Below are 21,981 nucleotides of genomic sequence, written 5' to 3'. Positions count from 1 at the left end.
TATTTATACAGCTTTTTATGCAAGCAGCACAAACACTTGAAACATCAATATTTACACGATTATGGCTTACTGTTTAGTGTGCATAAAATCATGTATATTTCTTAGCGTTGTAAATCCACCTTTTTTAGTTATTCATTCATGTTCATCAAGCCATTTATAAAATGGCACATAGTTTGGATTGCTGGTAATATCCTTCTTGCGATGTGCATCATCTAATTGGCTTTGTAAGCTGCGATGCTGGTATCTTTTTTCCCTTTATTAATATTAGAATTTGAATACAGGATATTGCAAAATAACAGAAACAATGGAGGTATGAAATTTGAAGATCCGAAGAATAGATCATGTGGGTGTAATCGTAAATGATCTCCCTGCCGCTAAAGAGTTTTTTCTCGATTTTGGACTTGAGGTAAAAGGTGAATGGGAAATGGAAGGAGACTTAATGGGATATGCAGTTGGGCTTAATGACGTTAAAGTAGCGTGTGTAGGATTGGGAACGACAGACGGTCAGACATGGATAGAGCTAATCAAATTTTATTCACCGTCAGATGAAAAAGATTTTCAGCAACCCTTTGCAAATACACTGGGTATCCGACATATTGCATTTACTGTTGAAGATATTGAAGCTGTTGTTGCCAAATTGAAAAAGAAGGGTACGAAAATCTTTAGTGAGATACAGCAATATGAAGAAAGTTATAAATTATGCTACGTTCGCGGTCCAGAAGGAATTATTTTGGAGTTGGCTGAGGAAATCAAATAAGTTATGTTAATTAAAATGAAAGTACGACTCTGCGTTACTTTCTTATTTTTTTAGTTTGTGAAGAAATGTACTTAAATTAACGGGTGCGTTGATTAAAAATCATTGAGTTACATACGTAGCTCTTTTAAGTATTTCTAGAACTAACAATACAGGATTGTTACATAGGATGACACAAGAAAAGGCGGTAAGTTTTAAGTGAAAGAATTAAGAGACTTGATTTCAACAAGAAAAGCTGGCGTTACAGATTTTGATATAAAATCAGCTGAAGAAAAATTAGGTGCAGTTTTTCCTGAACAATACAAGGAACTTTTTCGATTAGTTAATAATGCCGAAATCGGCGAATGGACTCTTTTTCCGATCAAAGACCAAAAGAATCCTAAAAAAACTTGGGATGATGTCGTAAGGCAAAACCAGGATGCAAAAGATGAAGAAATGTCTAGTGATCTAATAGCTATTGGTGATGATGGTACAGGGGATAAATTATGTCTTCAAGTTATAAACGGGAAAATGAATGATGAAATTTATATTTGGAACCACGAGACCGCAGAAATAGAGGAATATACCTCAAATTTAAAGGATTTTATTAAATTGGATTCTGAAAACGGTGAGTTCGATGAAGATGAATAATGTCCAATAATAAGATAAACGCTTGTTCAACTAACGGAGCTTTACTTCAATAAGGAGTAAAGCCTTTTTCTACTTAACTATTGGAGCAAGCTATCTCAATAAAAAAGGTTGAATTTACCATTTCTGTGGTATTATGAATGTACTTTTAGAAGGGTGGGGCGAGTTCAGTTGAGTAAAATGAAGCAGAGTACAAAGTTAGATTTAGAGAGAATAGTTTTCATTGGGAGAACTTTTGAAGAGTATTTGGATATGTTCTTACTTTCAGAAGAAGAACTACGAGGAAAGAAAATACTTGATTGTCCAGCAGGAGCTTGTTCATTTACAGCCATTGGCAACAAATCAGGTTTCGATGTAACCGCTTGTGACATTGCCTATTATCATTCTGGTGAAGGTCTAAAAAATAAAGGTCTTCAAGATATTGAACACGCAATGAAGCATATGGAAGAAGCTAAAAACAACTATAAATGGGACTATTTTAAGGATGTAGAAGGTCTTAGAAAATTTCGTTTAACGGCTTTACAAGATTTTGATAATGATATGAAGAAATCGAGTGAAAGATAAATACCTGTTAAAATGCCTTCTTTGCCATTTAAGAATGATGAATTTGAGATTCTTCTCTCAGCACATTTTTTATTTATGTATGCAGATAGGTTAGATTATCAATTTCACTTAGAAACGCTAAACGAGCTGTTGAGGGTTACAAAAGAGGAAGTTCGTATTTTTCCTTTAGTTGATTTAGAGGGAAAAAGATATAAGCATTTAGACAAACTAATAAGATATCTTGCTGACAATAACTGTACTGTTGAAGAAGTAAAAGTTCCATATGAATTTCAAGAAAATGCTAATTCGATGTTGAAAATAAAAAAAGGTTAGAAGAACAACGTTGGGCGGTTATCTTTTTGAAATAATTTTTATTGAACTAACAGAGCTTTAGTTGAAGAAGGCTCATTTAATTGATCAAACTTTTTTATAAAATTCTCATACTTAGTTAGAAAGATTAGCTCCATTTTGATCAAACTTTTTTCAAAATGGAGTTTTTGCATTTGCTGATAAATAAAGGTTGAAGGTAATTTTTAATCAATCTTACATTGCAATAACCATCGCTTTTGAGAATCTAAAAGGGAGTAAATCGATGGTGATTTACTACCTGTTTTATTATTTCGTGAAGTTAAAAAGCAATAATAGTCCCATTTAAAAAATGTCTTGATAAAGTGTTTGCAATAAGCTTTTTATCGCTTATTGTTTCTGTAATTGCATTGTCGTTTACTTTTACACAAAAAATGTAAAGGCAGCAAAGCGACATGAGAGGCCACCTTCAAATCGAGAATGAAGGTGGCTTTTCTCATGTTATTTGCGATAGTTGGGGGATGGAGTTGGAGAGGTAGCTGACCGATAAAATTCGAATTATACAAATTTTCTGTTGATTTTTCACGAAGGGTTATGTCACACTATAGTAGTGGAATTATATTCCAACTTTTTTCTGCGAAAGGAGATGTTTTTTAATGACAACTTATATGGTATTGGTGGTTTTAACTTAACCGAATATCGGGCATAGTAAATTCCAATTTTTGATTATAGCTTGGAATGAGAGCAACCGGAGATATCACCCGTGTTTTTTTGCTATGCCGTAAACAGTAACCTTTCGTGAATACTGCTGTTAGCGGGATACGATGAAAGTCGTATTCCTTTTGATTATAGTCGACTTTTGACTTTTCTCCGCGAAACAGTAGCTTCTTAGGAGGCTGCTTGTTCGCGGTATTTTTATGCCCAAAAACAACTTTTAGGAGAGGATCGGTTCAATGATTGATTTGAAACAATACGGTTATATCGATGCCGAAACGCCGCCGATAGGTTTAATACCTGGAAGGGTTACGGAACTACAGCGAGAGCAATATACCGTCATCACCGAACAAGGAGAAGTGACCGCTGTATTGAAGGGCGCTTTCTACCACACCGCGGTGACTCGGGAAGATTTTCCGTGCGTTGGCGATTTTGTATTTCTACAATACAACGAAAACGGTGCTTCGCTCATTGCCAAATTGTTGCCTCGCCGCTCGAAATTTTCCCGCGCAGACTATTCGGGACACGCAGTAGGGTATGTCAAAACTATACTGGAGCAAGTCGTAGCAACGAATTTTGATTACGTATTTATCGTGTCGTCCCTAAACTGGGATTTCAAGGTCAGCCGCATCATGCGCTACCTGACACAGGCACGGCAGAGCAACAGCCAGCCTGTCGTAATCTTAACAAAAGCTGACTTGGCTACGGATTTCAACACACCGATAACTGAAGTTCAGAAAGCCGCTCCTGATGTGCCAGTACACGCAGTTTCCAGCCACACCGGGAATGGTTTAGACGGGTTGAGCGAATATCTCCAACCAGGAAAAACCGTAGTATTACTCGGTATGTCTGGTGTGGGAAAATCTTCGCTGCTGAACGCTTTGATGAATCAGGAAGTGATGACTGTCAAGGCTATCCGCGAGGCCGACAGCCGGGGCCGGCACACAACAACGCATCGCCAGCTTTTCATGCTCCCTTCCGGTGCGATGGTTATTGATACGCCTGGTATGCGTGAACTTGGGCTGTTCGGTGCGGACGACGGGATCAGCGCGGGATTTAACGATGTGGAGGAATTATTCACACAGTGTCGCTTCAATGACTGTCGCCATCAGACGGAGCCGGGCTGCGCAGTTCTTGCCGCCTTTGCCGATGGATCATTGGCACCAGAGCATTGGGAGCGTTACCTTGTACAGAAGCGGGAAAACAAATTTGTGGATGATAAATCGGGGTATCTCATAGATAAACGAGCGTGGCAAAAGTCGATTGCCATGCGACATAAGGGTAAAAAGGGAGGAAACAAGAAATGAACAACCAGGATGAAAAGTTTGTAAAGCCCGAAATACTGACGCTTGTTTTGAGTAAAATGTTCGACAAGACGATAATCCGCGCAGATTATCAACTTAAAGAGTTGCAAGGCGGGACAATAGGAATTGTTCGGCTTGTAACAGGCATGGTTGAAACTTCTGATGGTGAAAATCTGCCGTATAAGATAGTTTGGAAAACACAGAAAAAATTTGAGCGTTATGGTGATCCAGATTCATGGCGTAGGGAATACGACTTCTATGTATCGGATTTCAAAAAGGTTTTCTCCGACTCGTTCCGTTGGCCGGAGTGTTATCACGCCGAAATAAATGGCGATGAGATTCAACTGTGGATGGAATATATTGACGGTGTGTCAGGCTTAAATCTAACCTCGGAAATGTATGAACGTATAGCCCAGGAATTGGGGCGATTTCAAGGCAAGTTGTACACTGAACGACTAAACATATTGCAGAATTTGCCCAATTTAAGCAAGGTGGAGTTTATGAAAAACTACTATCTGCGTTATCGGTCATGGGATGTTTTGTATGATTATATACGGTCCGATGACTGTGAAATCCCGAAGCACCTGTGTAAAATGCTCATAGACTTAGATAGCAATGCGGACGAAATATTCAGTCGAATTGAAAAGCTACCAATAGTACTTTGCCACAGAGATTTTTGGGTGGCAAACATATTCTATTCGGACAATAAAATCGTACTTATCGATTGGGATACCGCCGGATGGGGGTACATGGGCGAGGATATCGCGAGTTTAATAACTGATGAAGCGGACGTCTGTCATATGATTGACTACTACCAAAAATGCATTCCGGCATATTACAGGGGTTTTTCGGAATATGCGGATGTTTCCCATATCTCCGATCATTGTATCTATGAACTAATTCTTGCTATGTTCGGATACAGGCTTGTGGAGTGGTATAAATTCGCTAAGTCGCCCGAAGATAAAGCATTGCACCTTAGTACCTTGCAAAAAATTCATGAGATGAGAAATGTGTAAATAAATATAACTATTGTGTCATAATATATAAAAAACTGAATGTATCTGTTTGATGTATCGTTTTAATATATGGAATTTAACAATTTTAAAATAAGAAAGTAGAGAAAATAAATGAAAATAACTAATTATCCATTAATGAATAATTTGAGTTTTGTTTATTATTTCTCCTATCTATTTCTTAGAACTAAAGGTTACAAAACCCTTTAGTAGAGTTAGCATTGGTGAATATTTTGTGTACCCTATTTTGAGAAATATGGAAATGATATTTGGAATGTTTTAGGCCATGTGTGGAAGTGGCTTGACTTAGAGAGGAGATAAAAAGATGATTGAATTACGAAAAATAGACGGGAATAACATAGATGAAGTAATAGCGCTTGATGTTGAAGAAAACCAAAAAGAATTTATATTAGAAACTACTAACCTTAGATGCTTCGCAGACGCTCATATGTTGAACACAGATGGTATACCAGCTTCTCCATTAGCTATTTATGCGAATAATACGATGATTGGATTTTTGATGTATATTTATGATACGACGGATCATGAATCATTTCAAAATGAAGTTTATTACGGGGAGAAGGCCTATTTCATTTGGCATTTTATGATTGATAAGAGTTATCAGGGGAAAGGATATGGCAAGCTTGCCTTTGAAAAAATGTTGGCGGATATTGAAAATTTCCCATATGGGGAAGCACAATATGTAGACCTCTTCTATGATAAAAGTAATGTCATAGCTAAAGAATTATACGCCTCATTTGGTTTTGTAGAAACAGGCATCATTCAGGATAATTCGGTGCATGCGATTAAAAATCTAGATGAGAAAATAACAGAAGCCGTAGTAGAATAGAATCTCTCGGGAAGCAATGTCGAAGAAAAAACCGATTTTATTAACTCTGTTTTAGCAAAAATATAATATTTATACCACAGGCGCGATTGTTCATGATCTATTGAGCGATTCATTTTTTATAAAAATCAAACTTAAATATTTGCTAAGGAAGTATCCATTTTGATCAATCTTTTTTCAAAGTGGATTCTTTTTATTTTATTCAAAAATGCTGGCTTGCGAGGGTGTTTTGATCAAACTTTATTTCGAAGCAACACCAAGGGGTTTTCTGATGAGGAATTACTAAAAGGGTCGCGATATGTTAACTGTAAGACCATCCTGACAGATGGTTTTGGATTTCCTCTAATAATGGTATCTCATATAAACTACAACCGTATGGAATGTACAATGTATGAACTCCAAAAATAATGAATATTATTATTATCTTTACTTTGGCGAAATTATCCGTAATGGTGAGACAGAATCTTTTAGCCTTTTAGAATGAAATTGAAAGAGGAGGGTTCATGATATGTCGCAAAACATCATTCCTAAAGCCGCTGTGCGCGGGACAGCTTCAGGAGTTATCTTCATGGCATTTTTCGGTACTCTATGGGCGGGAATTGGAATTAGAGGACTGCAAGGTTGGGGATTTCTCTGGCTGTTGATCTTTTCCCTATTGATTGGGGTCATATTGCTTATTGGAGGAATCGTATTGATAATGAATTCAAAAAGCTTATCAAACGAGAGGGCGGAAGGGAATTCTCAGCGTTGGAAACGAAAGAATATGTGGTTCGGTATTATTTTCGGTTTAGAAGGCGTATTGATAGCCATTGCTGCCGGAATTTGTGGATCTACCAATCATTTGGATTTGTTTGTCCCTGTTATGGCTCTTATTGTCGGTGCTCATTTCTTTCCTCTAGCGCAACTTTTCCAGGTGAAGATCTATTATATTACGGGTTCACTTCTTTGTCTGCTTTCGGCAATCGCGCTGTTTACTTTCCCTATTAATGTTACCTGGAGTAATTATCAAATTATGGTATGGTGGACATCTGTTGGTTTTGGCTCAGCTCTGATATTGTGGGGGACCGGGGTGGCAGTTTGGATAACAGGCCATAGACTGCTAAACAGGGCTCTGAATGGATCCAAAGAGGCTTAGGTATTTTTCAGGTTTTAATGTTTTTTGAAGACTGTTTGCTCAAAGATTCTTTCAAATGTAGTGACACCATTGGGCGCAGATGATCTTTTTTGAAGGCTGAAAAAATGAGCCTTAGCTTAATATGCTAAGGCTCATCCGAGGTTCGCCCTTCGGTACACCGTGTATCTCTCTTTCTACTCCAACTCCCTGCTATCAAAAATATCTACTTAGACAGAACTTTTTTCTTATTGAACTAACAGTGTAGTTTAGTTTAATAAGATGCTTGTAATCAAGTGATAGGTGGTTGCAGAAGTGAAAAACAGTTTTGGGAAGAAACAGCAAAGTACCAGCCTTAAGTGAGCTGGTACTTTGTAAGATACAATATTCATTATGTGATTCTAGCTGAGAAATTTGCTTTATCTACTTTGTATTTAATAATAAATGTGTTAGTGCTTGTTTTAGTGAAGTAGCCTGACGATCCAATAAGAAATCTAAATCGGTATGTGTTGATTCTAATCCTCCTTCACGAATACCTTTTTGAGTCATTACTAACATTGGAAGGTAGGCTTCAGGTACTCCAGCACCTTTTAACATTTCTTCATATGAAGCATCGTCTACTGCTAATAAAGGAACTTCTTTGCCTAATACTTCATTTAAAGTATCAACAAATTGCTGTTGTGTTAAATTTTTACCAGAAAGTTCATAAATCTTATTTTCATGACCATCTGCTACTAAAACATTCGCTGCTGCCTCAGCTAAATCTGGGCGATATACCCAACCGATTTTTCCTTCACCAGCAGAAGTTATCCAAGGGGCACCAGTCATACAGCCTCGAATTGTGCCAAGTTCATTTTCTACATACCAGTTGTTACGTAGAATCACATACGGAATACCTGATTCAATAATTGCTACTTCACGTGCTCTATGAAGACCAGCAAGGAAGAAGTCATTTCCTTCTGCTCTCGTAACACTTGGATAAATAATTTGTTTTACATCTGCTGCTTTGGCAGCTTCTACTGCGTTTGTATGCTGACGCATAACTGTTTCAAAGTCACCAAATGTTGACATAATGAATAAGCGATCTACACCTTTGAATGCTGTAAGTAATGTTTCTGGATTTTCAAAATCTGTTACACGAACTTCTAGGCCGTGCTCCTTATAGCTAAGGGCTTTTTCAGACTTGTCGTCACGCACACCAACAATTATTTCTTCAACTGATATTTTGGGAAGTAAGTACTCAACAATTTTATAACCTAAATTTCCAGTTGCACCAGTTATTAAGACTTTCATAGAATCTCCTCCACTACAATGTTATTTTTGATTTTTGTTCCTAATGCATATACTATTACCAAAGAAAGATTTATGTAAGTAGGCACAATTTAATAACATAGTCATAAAAATAGTACCTAAAGAAAAGGAGGTTTTATTTTGGCACGTTTTAGTTATCAAGATGAAACGGTCTCTGAAGAAACGCTGCAAGAAATTTGTCCATTAACAGTTGCTCAAAATGCAATTGCAGGCAGATGGAAAATCGTAATTTTGTGGCATTTAAGCAAAAATGAAATTATTAGGTTTAATGAATTATTGAGGCTGCTACCTGTTATCTCGAAAGGAATTCTAACTAGACAATTAAGAGAGCTTGAAGAGGACGGTCTAGTACACAGAGAAGTATATAAAGTTGTTCCACCGAAAGTAGAATATTCATTAACAGAGCAGGGGCAAAAGTTTATACCTGTATTAGAAGCAATGCAAGTTTGGGGTAAAGATTTACTAAATAAAAAAATATAGATGTATGAAAAACTTAAGGATTAATAATTATTACAAATACAGGTATCGAATTAAAAAATGAACACTCTCATATAGAATTCTTTTCTTATTGAACCAACAGTGGCTTAGTTAAAGAAGGATTTACTAAAATCAAAACATAAAGACCAAGTTAATCTACAAAACGTGTAGAATCAACTTGGTCTTTAAGTATTAACGGCAACAAACTATACGAATACAGCCTTTTTGAAAAAGAAATTATCACTGCCTAAAAATTGGTAGACAAGAAATGCGCTTTACTTATTCAGCAAAAGGGCGCTATTTTCGAATATATAAGTAAAACATGATCAAACCTTTTTTAATTCAAACCAACAGAAAGAGACCCAGATAGTTATCAAGGTCTCTGTTTTATGTAACTGAATTTTTTAGAAATGCTATTCAGCTAATCGCTGTTTGCGTACTCCTAAAACTATCGGACATAATGATAGTTTCGAGAATACGTGTTTTTATTCACATAATAGAATTTGACGTAAAAACGATTGCTTTTTAGCAACGCATCGATCTGATATCACAAAACCTGCATCCTTTATCATGTCATCAATTGTTTCAATTGTAACGACAATAACCTTATCGGCAATCCTGCGAGCGTGTTTTATAATATCAAATTGATCTTCTGGTGATGAATGCGTAAATAAGTTATAAGGTAAATCAATTATGGCGACATCATAGTGTTCCGTTACTTCCGAGATTGGACCTACTGTAATTTTGCCTGTTAATCCAAAATAAGCGATGTTTTCTCGGGCACCTTTACAAACATTGTAATATATATCTCGCCCTTCCATATTAATTCCCATGGAAAGGGCTTCAATAACGACTGTCCCAATACCACAACAAGGATCAATCGCTCGAATATTTTGAGGCTGGGGAACTGCGATATTCGCAACAGCACGAGCTACTCTTGTACTAAGTGCCGTTGAATAACTGTTTGGTTTGTGTAAATGTTTAAGCCAAATGGATTCACTCTTCATATACTTTCCAAAATACCATATTCCATCTATTAAAATTAGACCAAATACAATTTCGGGATGAGTTAGGTCTGGTTCTCCCTCAATGCACAACCCTATCTCACGTTCTAACAATCGACGCTCTGACTGACGAATTTTCTTCGTTTCACCTATATCCATACTATTTAAACAAACCACTTTAAAAGTTGCTTCATTTATGTTTATACCCTTCACCAATGTCTTGATGTTCTCTACGCTATTATCTTCATATAGCACTTCAAGTCGTTCTTGTATAAAAGGGCTACGGCTTGGATCAATTTTATTATTGCTTATGATATAGTTTGATTGGGAATCAAGGCTAAAAAATGAACGCATCTCCATTCTACATAGATCGTATTCGTCAACATGATGTACATATGTGTATATAAATTTATTATTATTTTGCTCGTTGCTCAATTGATTACCATCCTTTTATATTGTTGTTCACTTGATTTCACTATAGTTAATAAAAAACAAATGAGGTTGTTTATTTTGTAATCGTATCATAGGCGTCTCTATCAAGCCACTCGATACACATTTATGGCGAGATTCAATCGATTAGAGGGAATAGTAGAAATAATCTGTGAAAAGAAATAATATAAAAATAAACATCTATTCATTTCAACAGGTCAGATCAATTATAGGAGGGTGTTAAAATGGTAGTAAAAGAAGATATTATACATAGAAAGGGAGCTAGAAAGGCTAGCGATATCCCTGGTGACGTTTTAACGTTGTTGAATCAAGGGAAAATAGAGAGTGTTAATTTAACGGAGTGGCAAGCTGTTCACCATATTACTTTATTAAAAAATGTTCTACCATCCATTGGGCTAGAAGAAAAGTTAGAATTTATACTGACTGAGGTAGAGAAGCAAAAAGTTGAAACGGGAATGAAGGCCATACGTTTAATTGGAAGTTTGTTAGATACAGTCTTAATGGATGAGCGTGCAACAAAAAAAGAGGAGCTAATTACAATATGCGCTCATCACGTATCTGATAGTGTCCGATGTTGGGCGGCATTTATGAATAAAAACAATGATTATTCTTTAGAGGAAAAGCTTTTGTATATTCAACCTTTCGCAGCAGATCATCATTTTGGTGTTCGGGAAATTGCATGGATGTCAATTAGGGAGGACCTTTCGGCAAATATTAAGAATAGTGTAGATTTGTTAACGGAGTGGGCGAAAAGTGAAGATGAAAACATTCGTAGGTTCAGTTTAGAATCAATCCGTCCTCGCGGAGTATGGACAAAGCATATAGAAATATTAAAGGAAGAACCGCAAATGGCACTTCCTATTCTAAATTTGCTTAAATCTGATCCGGCTAAGTACGTTCAAGATTCTGTCGGCAACTGGTTAAATGATGCTAGCAAAACTCAATCAGAGTGGGTAATAAACCTATGTGATGAATGGCAAAAAGAATCTCCAACTAAGGCAACTGAAAGAATCATTAAAAAGGCTCAAAGAACAATAGTAAAAAGTTAATTGGCTATTGAAAAATGTATTCGCAATTGAATACGGAAAAGATAAAATCCGTGTAAATCCGTACATCCAGGTATCATCGTAACACCAATGACAGCAACAACGATGGAAGAAGGAGGAGCTCTTCCTTTCTATAAAACGTATACGCAGCTTCCATACTTTGGTGAACCAGAGGATGTAGCCTATGGCGTTGTGATTTTTAGCATCAGACGAATCACGCTTTATGACAGGTGCAGAATTAGTCATTGATGGCGGTTGGACAGCTATTTAATAAAAAGAGAAAAAGCTAGGCTTCATACAGAATGTGAGCCTAGTTTTTTGTTATGTATAAGAATGGATGCAAAAGAAGAGAATCTCCACAAAAAGGGGAATGAATACCTGTGTGAAACAGGGAAATAGGTAAGCAATAGAAATGCTCAGTTCAGCAAAAGAACTTTTTGGATAGAACTATAGTTAGGGTAGCGAAGTATAATGTTTATGGTAAGATGAAGACGAAAAGGGGTTTTATTCCATATTATTTACAGGCGCAGAAAACGATGCCTGGATTGAATTAATATCGTTTTAAATACTATTATTCATATGATGGAACGTACTTGGGGTTTGATCCTGCTGGCGGATATCCTGAGTTATATAGATACGTTTGTAATCCGTATGGGTTATTTGATAGAAGACGAGCTTACAGCGCCTGTGTATGATTGGAGGTATTAAAACATTATGCCATTATGGAATGACTTTATAAATGCTGAAATTCCCAGTCCGGGAAGCGGTAAATGGTTTCAAATCATAAATAATTCAAAGCAGTATTGTGTTGCAATAAAAAACGATGAACTCGTGATTTCTAGGTATCGTGAAAAGCACAGTATACAATATGACTATTTAGATTTAAAAATAATTGGCACAGATTATGGAGAATGGGGAGGAGAGTTAAAGGTTGTTTATCCGGATTCATCAGAAATATTATTAAAAAAATGTAATGTCAAATCAATATTTGAATATAAAGGAGATCTATATTTTTTAGAAGGCTTAGAACATCTGTATTTAAATACAGGAAGTTTATATCAGCTAGTTTACGATGGTACAAACTTTTCTATTAGAGAGTGTCTTGATTTAAATGAATGTCCAATTGCTTTTTATATATTCAATAGTCACTTGTATATACTATCTAGCGAAAATTTATTTAGTTTATCTAGTGAAGATGGAACATTTAAAAAGAATATTATATTCAATAATTTCCCATTCAGTGCTTTTGTACCGAACTCACTTATTGTCTATAAAGGGGATTTTATTATAGGGATGAGAGGAGGATTAGGGCGAATAGATTACGAAAATACTAATAACGTGCAGTATATGCAATTGAAAAAAATTTGATTTTCAATTTTTTATTATGATGAGCCTGCTTTGGCAATGAAAATGTCCAAGATTGGAGAGAGGTTTATGAAAGTAGAAGAGGCTTTAGAAATAGTTTATGAATATACCATTGGTGATAACTCTGTTCTACATTCTATAAGAGTGGGATTGGGATTAAATGAAAAAAACTATCATTCATTAATTGAAGCAATGAAGGTACTAATTACGGAGTATTCGAATAAACCAGAAGTTCCTAAAAAATTAGCTTTATGTTTTGTAGATATCAGCAAATACTTTTATTTTCATGACGGCAAGTATTCTACAGAAGAGGAAGAAAAATTTGAAGATGCAATTCACGAAATAGCATATTTAGCAGAAGAATTATTTGGATAGATTTAAATAAGAGATGTTAAACACTCGGGACAATGAATGGTAGTAGAGTTCGTTTTATATTTGGGTTATTACAAACACAAATATTACATGGAGGTTGAATAAATGTTTTATAAGTGCTCATTTCAGCTAACACGAGAAGATATCGAAGAAGTTGAAATGTTATTAAGTTTTCAACTACCTCAAGAATTGAAGAATCATTACCTTCAATATAATGGTGGTTTACCTAAAGACCCTTGCTTTTTTGAAGAACAGTCAGATTTGGAAACTCGGGTACATGTTTTCCTTCCAATGAAATATCGTAACAATATCGGGTACACATTGGAAGAAGGATATTTAGATTTTAAAAACCGAAATATTATTCCTCAAAAGTATCTACCTTTTGCAAATGACGCGGGTGGGAATATCTTTTGTATAGACCTTGATTCAAAACAAGTGGTTCTGATTTATTTAGATTTAGGAGAAGTAACAGACAGATGTATTTATTTTTTAGCAAGTAGTTTTATGGAATTTATTAATAATCTCGAAGAATGCTTGGATGACGAAGTAGAAGATGATTCATATGAATTCTGATATAAATAAGAGTGAAATTCAGTTCCATACTATGAACTAAATCTAAAAGATAGAAAGTAAGAATCTAAAGTAAAGGGGATGTCCAAGCCCTTTTTAAAAGAAGGGGTCACCATAGACCTCACTACAGCTACAAAATTTTGATTCAAAAATGGGAAGGTGGGCAATGGAGGAGAAAATATCTATGAGAAAATTAAAAGAGACGAGCTTATATTGCTTGTAACTAGGATAATGAATGCTGAAGGAAAAACAGAAGCGGGGGATGATCAGTTATTAGAAGAGTTTCTTCATAACGTAATTGATCCAGAAGCTGCTAATTACATTTTTTACGATAATTTACTCCCAGAGGAAGTAGTTGATAAAGCTTTGAGTTATAAACCCATTCAACTATAATAGAATATTTATAGTTTCTTAACGGAAAATCCTATTCCCTAGACGAAAAGATTGAGCAACTAGTGAACTTAATTATAGAAGTCAAGAAGATTTTATCTAAATCAAGAACGCCTGCATGGGATATATAAATACTAGAAAAGGATTCGAAAAAGAAGGAGTTAAAAGTGAAAAATAGCATTGAAGGTATACAGTTGGAGGAAGATCATCTATTGGTAGAGCAGTCTTTATCTAAGCCAAGAGGGTGAATTTAAAAAACTAAGGAAAGGCTGTGAAATTATGACGGAAGAAAAAATGAATTTAATCAGTGTTAGGGATGTGTTATCACATCCAGAGAAAAATCCAGAGACTTGGTTTTATCTTCCTCCAAATTCAAAAGAATGGAATCTACATACAAAGGGGATATTTTCGCTAGATAGCTTTGATTTTCCACCCGATTCAGATGATTTTTTACCAGAACAAGTGAAAGAAAATGGTTGGATAGAAACATTGGATGGTACAAGTATTGAGGATGTAATTGACAATGTAAAGGATCAGTTAGAAAATCCATCACTAGATCAGTTACTCCAAGCGTTCATTTATTATTTTGAAAATGATGCGTTTTTGGTTTTTTAAGTAGTTAAATTAAAAATAAAGATAAAAGAGTAGAAAACCTAAATATAGGATATTTTCCACTCTTTTTCTATTAGAAATGGAAATGCTTCATTTCGTATATTAGTGTCTACCCTCAGAAATCAGGACTTAAAAAAATAAATGGAGGAGCATTCTAAAGAATGAAGTATGATGATAAGGCTTTAAAAATTCTATTAAATTATAGCTTGTTGAATCCAGAGAAAACATCAGAGGAAGATTTTCAATATGCTAAGACAGCAGGTTATACGTTTGATAAAATTTTACAGACGCATAATGAAGCTATTGAGAATGCAATGTTTGAAATGAGGAAATGTAGTAAAGGTTTCGCGGCCGATTTATTTCTGGCCAGTTTAAGTACCCAGCGTTTAGATTGGAGATCAGGTTTACCAGTATTTGTGATTATGAGACAATTTCCTATTCATAATTTTAAAAGTGATTTTATCTCTTGTGAGATATGTGCCAATAATGCCGAAGATTTAGTAGATTTAACATTCATAAACAAAATTCGTTTTGGTCATGGTGGGGTTATTTCAGGTAACATATATGATTTTTCATTTATACTTCAACAGCATAATAAGCTTCCGCATATAAAACCGTCAAAAAAAGATTTTGATATTTTTCAATCTGTTATTGAGATTGTTAGAAATACAGAAAGTAATGTTACACCATCTAAAGTACAAAATAAGATTAGAAAGATTGAAGGATTTAAATCAAATGAAGAACAAAGAAAAGCATTACTAGAGACGCTTGGTTTTTGTAGTATATTAGAAACAGAAGAGCATAAAGGTTTTTTACATCAATTCATAAATCTTGGTTTAGCTCCAAGATCTAGACATAGCTCGGATTGGTTATATCCCGTGGATTGGTGGAAGGGGAGAGACGGGATAAATCAAGATGCACTAAAATTTTGGTTTGGTGAATATGAGGAATTACAAAGTTTGTTTACGTAAAAGTGTAATAAATATTCGGAAAACTGCATGTGTTTTTTAGACAGGTTCATAAATTATAAGCTTATTTGAACACCCTATCAATGGCCTAAACCGTTGATATATCAACATTTATAGGAGGAGGAACTGAATTGAAGGTAATCGTACAATATGTTCCAGAGGACAGTACTACTTATAAGAGTTGGTTCGTCATCAAAGATGAATTGGATGGAAAATTTAGTAAAGATACATCTAGTCCTTGGGATATGGGAGTAGAGGCTCAAACCGGTTATACATACTATCCAGTAGATAATGCTGTTATTTCGCTCTATCCTGCAAAGTCGTCGGATAAAAAAGATGATTTGAATGGTGACAGATACAAAGGAAAGTATTTAATACTACTTTCAAATACTGCTGATACTGAAAGGTTTAGCTCTTATAAAATGTATACTTGGGAGGAAGCAATTAATATTATTTCCCAATTGAAGGATTTATCATTTAAAGCTGCATTACGTGTATGGAAGTCAAAAAAATTTTAAAATACAATGAGAAATTGAAATTGTAGTAGAATTTGTAGTTTATCTTAAGATAAGATTAATTCTTTTACGAGAGTAGCATAAATATCCTTTGGGATTATTGCTACTCTTTTTTTTATCATTATTATTGCATTTTTTGAGTGATATCCCTCATTTAATGAAAAAAGTAATCGTGTTTGAAGCAAAGCAAAAAGTACTAACTATAGTACGAATATCTTGGGTGAAATTCAAAATAAAGGTACTTTAAGAAGGCAAAAAATGGATTGAAATATGCTATTGTAGATTTATTAGTAAACATGGTATGTCCATATGGTGTGTGATTCCCCGTGGTAAAGAAGCAGATTTTTCTAAGCAAAGGGAGTGATGAAAAAGCTTTAATAATTCTGCTGTTCAAAATAGGAGTTCGAAGAGGATATTATGGTATTCGACAAAGTTTATAACTAGAAGATTACTTGATCGGTACATGTTTATCCGGAACAGGAAAAAATAATTACACAAGTTCAGGAGGGGAATAATGGAAATATGTAATGATGAAAAAATAGAATTGAAAAGAAAAGAGCTATCGAATTACTTTAATAGTTATTCAAAGGACATTCATCAGCATTATTTTAATATGAAGAGCAAGGTTACTAAATGGTCGTATTCTTTAGGAGTCACTGAAGAGTTAATTCCATTTGAGAATTTAATCCCTTCCGTCATATCAATCAAGAAAGGGAAGCCTCTTGCTAAACCCAGTAAGTCCAACTTTGAGTCGGAAAATTTAGTTACCTATGGTATCGATAATAATGAAAATATTCTTTTGGTGATTAGAAAATATGATAAAGATGTTACGAAATATGGAGAAAACATAAGATATGTAGATTATATAAATGAGGAAAAAGTAATTGTTAATGCGCATATTTATGAGTCCAATCCTGCTAGTTCTAGATTATCTTCTCTTTGCCATGTTTATGAGGAAAATGGTTTAGTGTACTATGTTTCAATTACACCACCTAATAATTGGTATGTTAGAGTTGATGAGTTGCAAGATAATAGAATTAAAAAAATATCAATGTTTGCTACAAGTTGGTATAAACAAATGGATTACAGTATTTACTATGATAATAGTTCCGTTTTATCAAAAATAATGATTGGTGAACATTTGCATTGGGAAAATCGACTGTAAGTGTAAAAATCAAAAAGGAGCGGAAGGATGCGTACTAATAAATATTGGAAGTATTTTGATCGAGCGATGAAAGAGTATAAAAAAAGAGTAATTTCAGATGAGGAAGTAAAAGAAATACTAGATAATCGGCTAAATGAAATGAAAGACTTAATTCAAAAAAATGAACGAAATCGTTTAGCTGATCGCTTGAAAATGGGAATAGGTGTTCACCTTGAAATGAATGCAAAAAATAGAATACTAAATGGAGAACCATCAGCATGGATTTTATTAGAGCAGCAACTATTTTGGTTGATTCAGATGATTAAAAGCAATCCTAATAGAGGAAGTGTATCAGACAGTCAAATAGGGGGGCTTATCGGAATTTCCTTATTGTGGGGTTATGAAGATATTGCAGAGCTAACATACAAATATGCAACTAATATGTTCACAAAAGATCGAGATTTTTATTCTGAGAATAAGACTCATCATGTTTTTATGATATGCCTATATCATTATTGGAAAACTGGGGAAATGCCTGAATTGTTTAATATTTTACCAGAAAATCATGTCTACCAAAGATTAATGTGCAGTTGGAACGATACAAATGATTTTGGAGAAAATCTTTATGAAATATGTGATTTTCACATCTATAGTTTAAGCGACACACCTCATAAATCAAGTGAAATTTTATCGTTTGATTGTATTCCTTACGATTATTATTGTATTCAATTAATAAGAGAGAAAGAGGGATTAGCTACACCTAATATAGAGCATCCGTTGCTTCAAACACCCCTTGCCGATATTCCTAAGGATAAGCCTGGATATAAAATTGATGAGGATGAGATTTTGCAATTCGTAATACAAAATGAAAAAGTACCTGATTTACAACGCCTTATACGCTAAAAGCATTGGATGGAAAAGGAGTGAGTGTATGAATGCACTGTTATTACTTGTGAAAAAGCTTTCGTGTGATGTAGAAGAACAAATTTTTTCAGAGGTTTCATTAGCTATAGAAAAGCCAGAAACCTATTTCGAGAAGTTCCAAGATCGACTGGATGAAAGAGGAATAGATAGCCCCATTGATCAATTGGCATGGATTTCTTTGGTTGATGCACTTCTCGATCATGATTTGGCATTTGAACTCGATTGGAAAGAATCAGGGTTATACATTTGTGATGTTGTTGATGAATTACTAGATAGGAAAAAAATGGCGTGCATAAGTTGGGGAGATTTTGAAGATGGAGAATTTGATGAGCTACCAACCTCCCAATGTTTAAATGAAATTTCCGAAAAATTAAAGGAAGAGGGAATTTCGTTGGCATATTTGGATATTGATAGTGACTGTTACGTTCTAATCACTGTTCCATCATCTGATATTGATGAAATAAAGAAGTTGGTGCAAGAAGTAGGATATAGAATTCAAGATTCTATCTGAAGTAGCTATCCTCATTCTCGTTAGAAGTCAGCACATAATCTAATATAAACAGGAAGTATTAGGAGGCAACAATGTCTTTTGAAAAATTAAAATCCATTCTTTCACCACTCAATTTTGCAATTTCTTTAGATGACTCTTCGAAATGGAGCGAAGTTGAAAATAAATTAGGTATAGTATTACCTTCAGACTATAAAGAGTTTATCGCTTTATATGGTTCAGGTAATATTGGTAACTTTATAATGATATATTCTCCTTTTGCAAAAAATGATAATATGAATTTCTTTATTCAACAAAATTTGAATAAAGGTGCATATTTAACTTTAAAGGAGAGTTTCCCTGAGAACTTTCCATATGAGATATACCCAACAAATGGAGGAATCTTGACCTGGGGACGAACTGAAAATGGGGATACATTAAATTGGATTGTGAATACTCAAGGTGATTGGGCTATTTTAGTAGATGATGGATCAGGTGATTACTTTGAATATAAGGGCTCTATGACTGGTTTTCTCCATGATGTATTAAGTGGTAGTATTATTTGCCCTATATTCCCAAGTGATTTTCCTAATAAAGATAGTAAAAATACCTTTATTGGTTTAAAGGATTAATGATCGAAAAGTTGAACTAAAAAACTATAAACCTGTCGCAGTATTTAATAAAGTATAAATCATAAGTATTGCAAAATTATTCATTCAAAAGTCATATTTCGAATTTTTATAGCGAAAAAAAGAGGATAATACATAAAAATTCAAAAAATTAATTGACGCTAGTATTAAATGTGTGATAAAAATGAAAGTATCAATTCGGAAAATTAATATTTGGGCAATGATAGGATTAAGTAGTGAAAATCTCCCTATTTCAGAGAGCTGATGGTTGGTGCGAATCAGTATATAGATGATCATGAATTTCGACCTGGAGCATCTTTCATAAATCACACGTTGTGAGGAAGTGGAAGACGGTAGTGAATACCGTTATCAAATAAAGTGGTGAAGAATTTTATTCACAACTAGGGTGGTACCGCGATATCTATCGTCCCTACGTATTTACGTAGGGACGTTTTTTATTTAGGTCTTATTCTTGTTGTGTTTTCATAACTAGGGTGGTACCGCGATATTACATCGTCCCTACGTAATTGCGTAGGGGCGTTTTTTATTAAAGTTTTACGCTTGTTGTATCTTCATAACTAGGGTGGTACCGCGATATATAATCGTCCCTACGTATTTGCGTAGGGACGTTTTTTATTGTGATATTTTTATTTTCCCTACGTTTCGTTGAGGCGATTTTTATTTGAAAGGACTTACGATAGACCAATATGAATAAAGACCGAATTGTAATAAACAGAAAAAGAGAGGAGATAAAGAGATGGAATCACAGCAATGGACATCGAAATTAGGTTTCATTTTAGCAGCAGCAGGCTCGGCAATCGGTCTTGGCGCGATTTGGAAGTTCCCGTATATGGCCGGTATTGGAGGTGGCGGTGCGTTCTTCCTTATTTTCATCGGTTTTACTTTATTAATTGGTTTACCGTTATTATTGGCAGAATTTGTAGTTGGAAGAAGTACGCAAAAAGAGGCTGTTGATGCCTATAGAAATATTGCTCCTAATACGCTATGGCCGTGGGTCGGTAAATTAGGGATCGTCACATGTTTCATCTTGCTTTCATTCTACAGTGTTGTAGGAGGATGGATTTTATTATATTTATGGAACGCAATTACAGGTAGACTGTGGGAAGGAAATGGCTCTTACGAAGCAACCTTGGGTGAAATTATTTCTAATCCATTATTAGCGGTTGGATCACAGCTATTATTTATTCTTATGACTATTTTTATCGTAAGTAAAGGTGTACAAAACGGTGTTGAAAAAGTAAATAAGTATTTCATGCCAGCATTATTTATTTTATTCTTTGTATTAATTATTCGTGCTCTTACATTAGATGGGGCAGGAGAAGGGGTTCGCTTCTTCTTGCAACCTGATTTCTCAAATGTTACATCTGAAATTATTTTATATGCGATGGGGCAGTCGTTCTTCTCGTTATCTGTCGGTGTAGGCGTAATGGTTACGTATAGCTCATACTTACCGAAAGAAGAAAGTTTACCACGTTCCGCATTTTCTATCGTCGGTTTAACGCTTGTGATTACATTACTTGCAGGGCTTGCTATTTTCCCGGTAGTATTCGCATTTGGAATGGAACCATCTCAAGGACCTGGTCTATTATTTATTGTCTTGCCAGCAATTTTCAGTAAAATGGCATTCGGGAAATTGTTCTTCATTATTTTCTTGTTACTATTTTTCTTTGCAACAATAACATCAGCCATTTCCATGTTGGAAATTAGCGTGGCCTCTTTAACGAAAAAAGGTAAAGGGAAACGCGAAAATATGGCATTGATGGTCGGATTACTAATCTTTGTTGTAGGGATTCCATCGGCGCTATCATATGGCGTATTGAGCGATGTGCAATTGTTTGGAAAAACAATCTTTGATTTAGCAGACTTTACAGTAAGTAATATTCTTATGCCACTCGGTGTATTATTAGTTGCGATCTTCGTACCGTTTAAAATGAAGAAAGAAGTATTAATGCAAGAACTGGGTGTAAGTAAAAATAAAGGCTATAAATTATTTGTTTTATGGTTATTCTTACTTCGCTATATAGCACCAATTGCAATTATTATCGTATTTTTAAATGTAATTGGATTGATTTAAAATACAATGCAAAAGGCCCTAGCATAACATTATGTTAGGTCTTTTTTGTTATAAAATGATCTGAAAGCAACTCCAAAATATAAATTAAAGTTGATGTTGGAGTTATTTTTTTGTATTCTTCACTCTCCCCCAAAAAACTGCTCAGGTTCAAGAGGAAAGTGATCGGGTCCCCCAAAAAACTGCTCAGGTTCAAGAGGAAAGTGATCGGGTCCCCCAAAAAACTGCTCAGGTCCAAGAGGAAAGTGATCGGGTTCCTCAAAAAACTGCTCCGGTCCAAGAAGAAAGTGATCGGGTCCCTCAAAAACTGCTCTGGTTCAAAAGGAAAGTGATCGGGTTCCTCAAAAAACTGCTCCGGTCCAAGAAGAAAGTGATCGGGTCCCTCAAAGAACTGCTCAGGTCCAAG

Annotated in this window: 23 protein-coding genes, 1 pseudogene and 1 other annotated feature; of the genes and pseudogenes, 22 read left to right on the top strand and 2 right to left on the bottom strand. The window is 35.0% G+C overall.

The features are described 5' to 3' along the window. The first annotated feature begins 319 nt into the window (after positions 1-319). The 7 genes and pseudogenes from ACIQ7T_RS16900 to ACIQ7T_RS16870 all read left to right on the top strand — a co-directional run bounded on the left by ACIQ7T_RS16900 (position 320) and on the right by ACIQ7T_RS16870 (position 7,243). Positions 320-757 carry a VOC family protein gene (locus ACIQ7T_RS16900; protein WP_370078510.1) on the top strand — a complete coding sequence of 146 codons (438 nt, stop codon included), beginning with the start codon at positions 320-322 and terminating at the stop codon, positions 755-757. Between the two features lie 195 nt (positions 758-952). After that, positions 953-1,384: an SMI1/KNR4 family protein gene (locus ACIQ7T_RS16895; protein WP_370078512.1), complete on the top strand. Its 432-nt coding sequence runs from the start codon at positions 953-955 to the stop codon at positions 1,382-1,384. A gap of 168 nt (positions 1,385-1,552) precedes the next feature. Beyond that, positions 1,553-2,257: pseudogene (locus ACIQ7T_RS16890) on the top strand (SAM-dependent methyltransferase). Positions 2,258-3,183: 926 nt separating this feature from the next. Beyond that, complete coding sequence (gene rsgA, locus ACIQ7T_RS16885) at positions 3,184-4,251, top strand: ribosome small subunit-dependent GTPase A (protein WP_402871860.1); 1,068 nt, start codon at positions 3,184-3,186, stop codon at positions 4,249-4,251. Continuing rightward, on the top strand, positions 4,248-5,264 hold the full coding sequence (locus ACIQ7T_RS16880) for an aminoglycoside phosphotransferase family protein (protein WP_402871857.1): 1,017 nt from the start codon (positions 4,248-4,250) through the stop codon (positions 5,262-5,264). Before rsgA ends, ACIQ7T_RS16880 begins: the two co-directional genes overlap by 4 nt. A gap of 322 nt (positions 5,265-5,586) precedes the next feature. Then, the gene (locus ACIQ7T_RS16875) at positions 5,587-6,111 is read left to right on the top strand and encodes a GNAT family N-acetyltransferase (protein WP_402871854.1); all 525 of its coding nucleotides are present in this window, start codon (positions 5,587-5,589) and stop codon (positions 6,109-6,111) included. Positions 6,112-6,616: 505 nt separating this feature from the next. Continuing rightward, complete coding sequence (locus ACIQ7T_RS16870) at positions 6,617-7,243, top strand: DUF7010 family protein (protein ID WP_402871851.1); 627 nt, start codon at positions 6,617-6,619, stop codon at positions 7,241-7,243. Positions 7,244-7,642: 399 nt separating this feature from the next. On the opposite strand, the gene ACIQ7T_RS16865 is transcribed toward ACIQ7T_RS16870, so the two are convergent. Next, on the bottom strand, positions 7,643-8,512 hold the full coding sequence (locus tag ACIQ7T_RS16865) for an SDR family oxidoreductase (RefSeq protein WP_402871848.1): 870 nt from the start codon (positions 8,510-8,512) through the stop codon (positions 7,643-7,645). A 138-nt stretch (positions 8,513-8,650) separates the two neighbouring features. Here ACIQ7T_RS16865 and ACIQ7T_RS16860 point away from each other — a divergent pair, with 138 nt between their 5' ends. Further along, positions 8,651-9,010, top strand: a complete 360-nt coding sequence (locus tag ACIQ7T_RS16860; protein ID WP_402871845.1) for a winged helix-turn-helix transcriptional regulator — start codon at positions 8,651-8,653, stop codon at positions 9,008-9,010. A gap of 482 nt (positions 9,011-9,492) precedes the next feature. On the opposite strand, the gene ACIQ7T_RS16855 is transcribed toward ACIQ7T_RS16860, so the two are convergent. Then, a complete protein-coding gene (locus tag ACIQ7T_RS16855) occupies positions 9,493-10,446 on the bottom strand; it encodes a TRM11 family SAM-dependent methyltransferase (RefSeq protein ID WP_370078524.1) in 954 nt (317 codons plus the stop codon). 239 nt (positions 10,447-10,685) lie between these two features. Here ACIQ7T_RS16855 and ACIQ7T_RS16850 point away from each other — a divergent pair, with 239 nt between their 5' ends. The 14 genes from ACIQ7T_RS16850 to ACIQ7T_RS16785 all read left to right on the top strand — a co-directional run bounded on the left by ACIQ7T_RS16850 (position 10,686) and on the right by ACIQ7T_RS16785 (position 21,907). Continuing rightward, on the top strand, positions 10,686-11,510 hold the full coding sequence (locus tag ACIQ7T_RS16850) for a DNA alkylation repair protein (protein WP_370078526.1): 825 nt from the start codon (positions 10,686-10,688) through the stop codon (positions 11,508-11,510). Positions 11,511-12,221: 711 nt separating this feature from the next. Continuing rightward, positions 12,222-12,875, top strand: a complete 654-nt coding sequence (locus ACIQ7T_RS16845) for a hypothetical protein (protein WP_402871842.1) — start codon at positions 12,222-12,224, stop codon at positions 12,873-12,875. Positions 12,876-12,941: 66 nt separating this feature from the next. Beyond that, a complete protein-coding gene (locus tag ACIQ7T_RS16840) occupies positions 12,942-13,247 on the top strand; it encodes a hypothetical protein (RefSeq protein ID WP_370078530.1) in 306 nt (101 codons plus the stop codon). A gap of 102 nt (positions 13,248-13,349) precedes the next feature. Beyond that, a complete protein-coding gene (locus ACIQ7T_RS16835; RefSeq protein WP_370078532.1) occupies positions 13,350-13,817 on the top strand; it encodes an SMI1/KNR4 family protein in 468 nt (155 codons plus the stop codon). 156 nt (positions 13,818-13,973) lie between these two features. After that, positions 13,974-14,207 (top strand): hypothetical protein, encoded by a 234-nt coding sequence (locus ACIQ7T_RS16830; protein ID WP_402871838.1) that lies wholly within the window; start codon positions 13,974-13,976, stop codon positions 14,205-14,207. A 276-nt stretch (positions 14,208-14,483) separates the two neighbouring features. Beyond that, on the top strand, positions 14,484-14,819 hold the full coding sequence (locus ACIQ7T_RS16825) for a DUF7716 domain-containing protein (RefSeq protein ID WP_370078536.1): 336 nt from the start codon (positions 14,484-14,486) through the stop codon (positions 14,817-14,819). A 158-nt stretch (positions 14,820-14,977) separates the two neighbouring features. After that, complete coding sequence (locus ACIQ7T_RS16820) at positions 14,978-15,787, top strand: hypothetical protein (RefSeq protein WP_402871835.1); 810 nt, start codon at positions 14,978-14,980, stop codon at positions 15,785-15,787. Between the two features lie 128 nt (positions 15,788-15,915). Beyond that, positions 15,916-16,302 (top strand): hypothetical protein, encoded by a 387-nt coding sequence (locus tag ACIQ7T_RS16815; protein WP_402871832.1) that lies wholly within the window; start codon positions 15,916-15,918, stop codon positions 16,300-16,302. A gap of 511 nt (positions 16,303-16,813) precedes the next feature. Then, positions 16,814-17,464 carry a hypothetical protein gene (locus ACIQ7T_RS16810; protein ID WP_402871829.1) on the top strand — a complete coding sequence of 217 codons (651 nt, stop codon included), beginning with the start codon at positions 16,814-16,816 and terminating at the stop codon, positions 17,462-17,464. Between the two features lie 27 nt (positions 17,465-17,491). Continuing rightward, a complete protein-coding gene (locus ACIQ7T_RS16805) occupies positions 17,492-18,346 on the top strand; it encodes a hypothetical protein (RefSeq protein WP_402871826.1) in 855 nt (284 codons plus the stop codon). A 28-nt stretch (positions 18,347-18,374) separates the two neighbouring features. Then, on the top strand, positions 18,375-18,878 hold the full coding sequence (locus tag ACIQ7T_RS16800) for a DUF6630 family protein (protein ID WP_402871823.1): 504 nt from the start codon (positions 18,375-18,377) through the stop codon (positions 18,876-18,878). A gap of 71 nt (positions 18,879-18,949) precedes the next feature. After that, positions 18,950-19,486 carry an SMI1/KNR4 family protein gene (locus tag ACIQ7T_RS16795; protein WP_402871820.1) on the top strand — a complete coding sequence of 179 codons (537 nt, stop codon included), beginning with the start codon at positions 18,950-18,952 and terminating at the stop codon, positions 19,484-19,486. Positions 19,487-19,694: 208 nt separating this feature from the next. After that, positions 19,695-19,918 (top strand) — a binding site (T-box leader). Between the two features lie 322 nt (positions 19,919-20,240). Continuing rightward, on the top strand, positions 20,241-21,578 hold the full coding sequence (locus ACIQ7T_RS16790) for a sodium-dependent transporter (protein WP_402871817.1): 1,338 nt from the start codon (positions 20,241-20,243) through the stop codon (positions 21,576-21,578). Positions 21,579-21,688: 110 nt separating this feature from the next. Continuing rightward, positions 21,689-21,907 (top strand): hypothetical protein, encoded by a 219-nt coding sequence (locus ACIQ7T_RS16785; RefSeq protein ID WP_370078554.1) that lies wholly within the window; start codon positions 21,689-21,691, stop codon positions 21,905-21,907. The last annotated feature ends 74 nt before the right edge of the window (positions 21,908-21,981 follow it).

This window comes from Lysinibacillus sp. NPDC096212, assembly GCF_044763105.1.
Lineage (GTDB): Bacteria > Bacillota > Bacilli > Bacillales_A > Planococcaceae > Lysinibacillus.
The sequence above is the reverse complement of the archived record's forward strand: the minus strand, read 5'-3'. Positions and strand labels throughout refer to the sequence as shown.

Coding starts and splice junctions, on each gene's coding strand:
- ACIQ7T_RS16810 (WP_402871829.1), top strand. CDS start 16,814: ATGGAAATATGTAATGATGAAAAAATAGAATTGAAAAGAAAAGAGCTA.
- ACIQ7T_RS16825 (WP_370078536.1), top strand. CDS start 14,484: ATGACGGAAGAAAAAATGAATTTAATCAGTGTTAGGGATGTGTTATCA.
- rsgA (WP_402871860.1), top strand. CDS start 3,184: ATGATTGATTTGAAACAATACGGTTATATCGATGCCGAAACGCCGCCG.
- ACIQ7T_RS16840 (WP_370078530.1), top strand. CDS start 12,942: ATGAAAGTAGAAGAGGCTTTAGAAATAGTTTATGAATATACCATTGGT.
- ACIQ7T_RS16865 (WP_402871848.1), bottom strand. CDS start 8,512: ATGAAAGTCTTAATAACTGGTGCAACTGGAAATTTAGGTTATAAAATT.
- ACIQ7T_RS16845 (WP_402871842.1), top strand. CDS start 12,222: ATGCCATTATGGAATGACTTTATAAATGCTGAAATTCCCAGTCCGGGA.
- ACIQ7T_RS16880 (WP_402871857.1), top strand. CDS start 4,248: ATGAACAACCAGGATGAAAAGTTTGTAAAGCCCGAAATACTGACGCTT.
- ACIQ7T_RS16805 (WP_402871826.1), top strand. CDS start 17,492: ATGCGTACTAATAAATATTGGAAGTATTTTGATCGAGCGATGAAAGAG.
- ACIQ7T_RS16790 (WP_402871817.1), top strand. CDS start 20,241: ATGGAATCACAGCAATGGACATCGAAATTAGGTTTCATTTTAGCAGCA.
- ACIQ7T_RS16835 (WP_370078532.1), top strand. CDS start 13,350: ATGTTTTATAAGTGCTCATTTCAGCTAACACGAGAAGATATCGAAGAA.
- ACIQ7T_RS16875 (WP_402871854.1), top strand. CDS start 5,587: ATGATTGAATTACGAAAAATAGACGGGAATAACATAGATGAAGTAATA.
- ACIQ7T_RS16795 (WP_402871820.1), top strand. CDS start 18,950: ATGTCTTTTGAAAAATTAAAATCCATTCTTTCACCACTCAATTTTGCA.
- ACIQ7T_RS16870 (WP_402871851.1), top strand. CDS start 6,617: ATGTCGCAAAACATCATTCCTAAAGCCGCTGTGCGCGGGACAGCTTCA.
- ACIQ7T_RS16800 (WP_402871823.1), top strand. CDS start 18,375: ATGAATGCACTGTTATTACTTGTGAAAAAGCTTTCGTGTGATGTAGAA.
- ACIQ7T_RS16820 (WP_402871835.1), top strand. CDS start 14,978: ATGAAGTATGATGATAAGGCTTTAAAAATTCTATTAAATTATAGCTTG.
- ACIQ7T_RS16850 (WP_370078526.1), top strand. CDS start 10,686: ATGGTAGTAAAAGAAGATATTATACATAGAAAGGGAGCTAGAAAGGCT.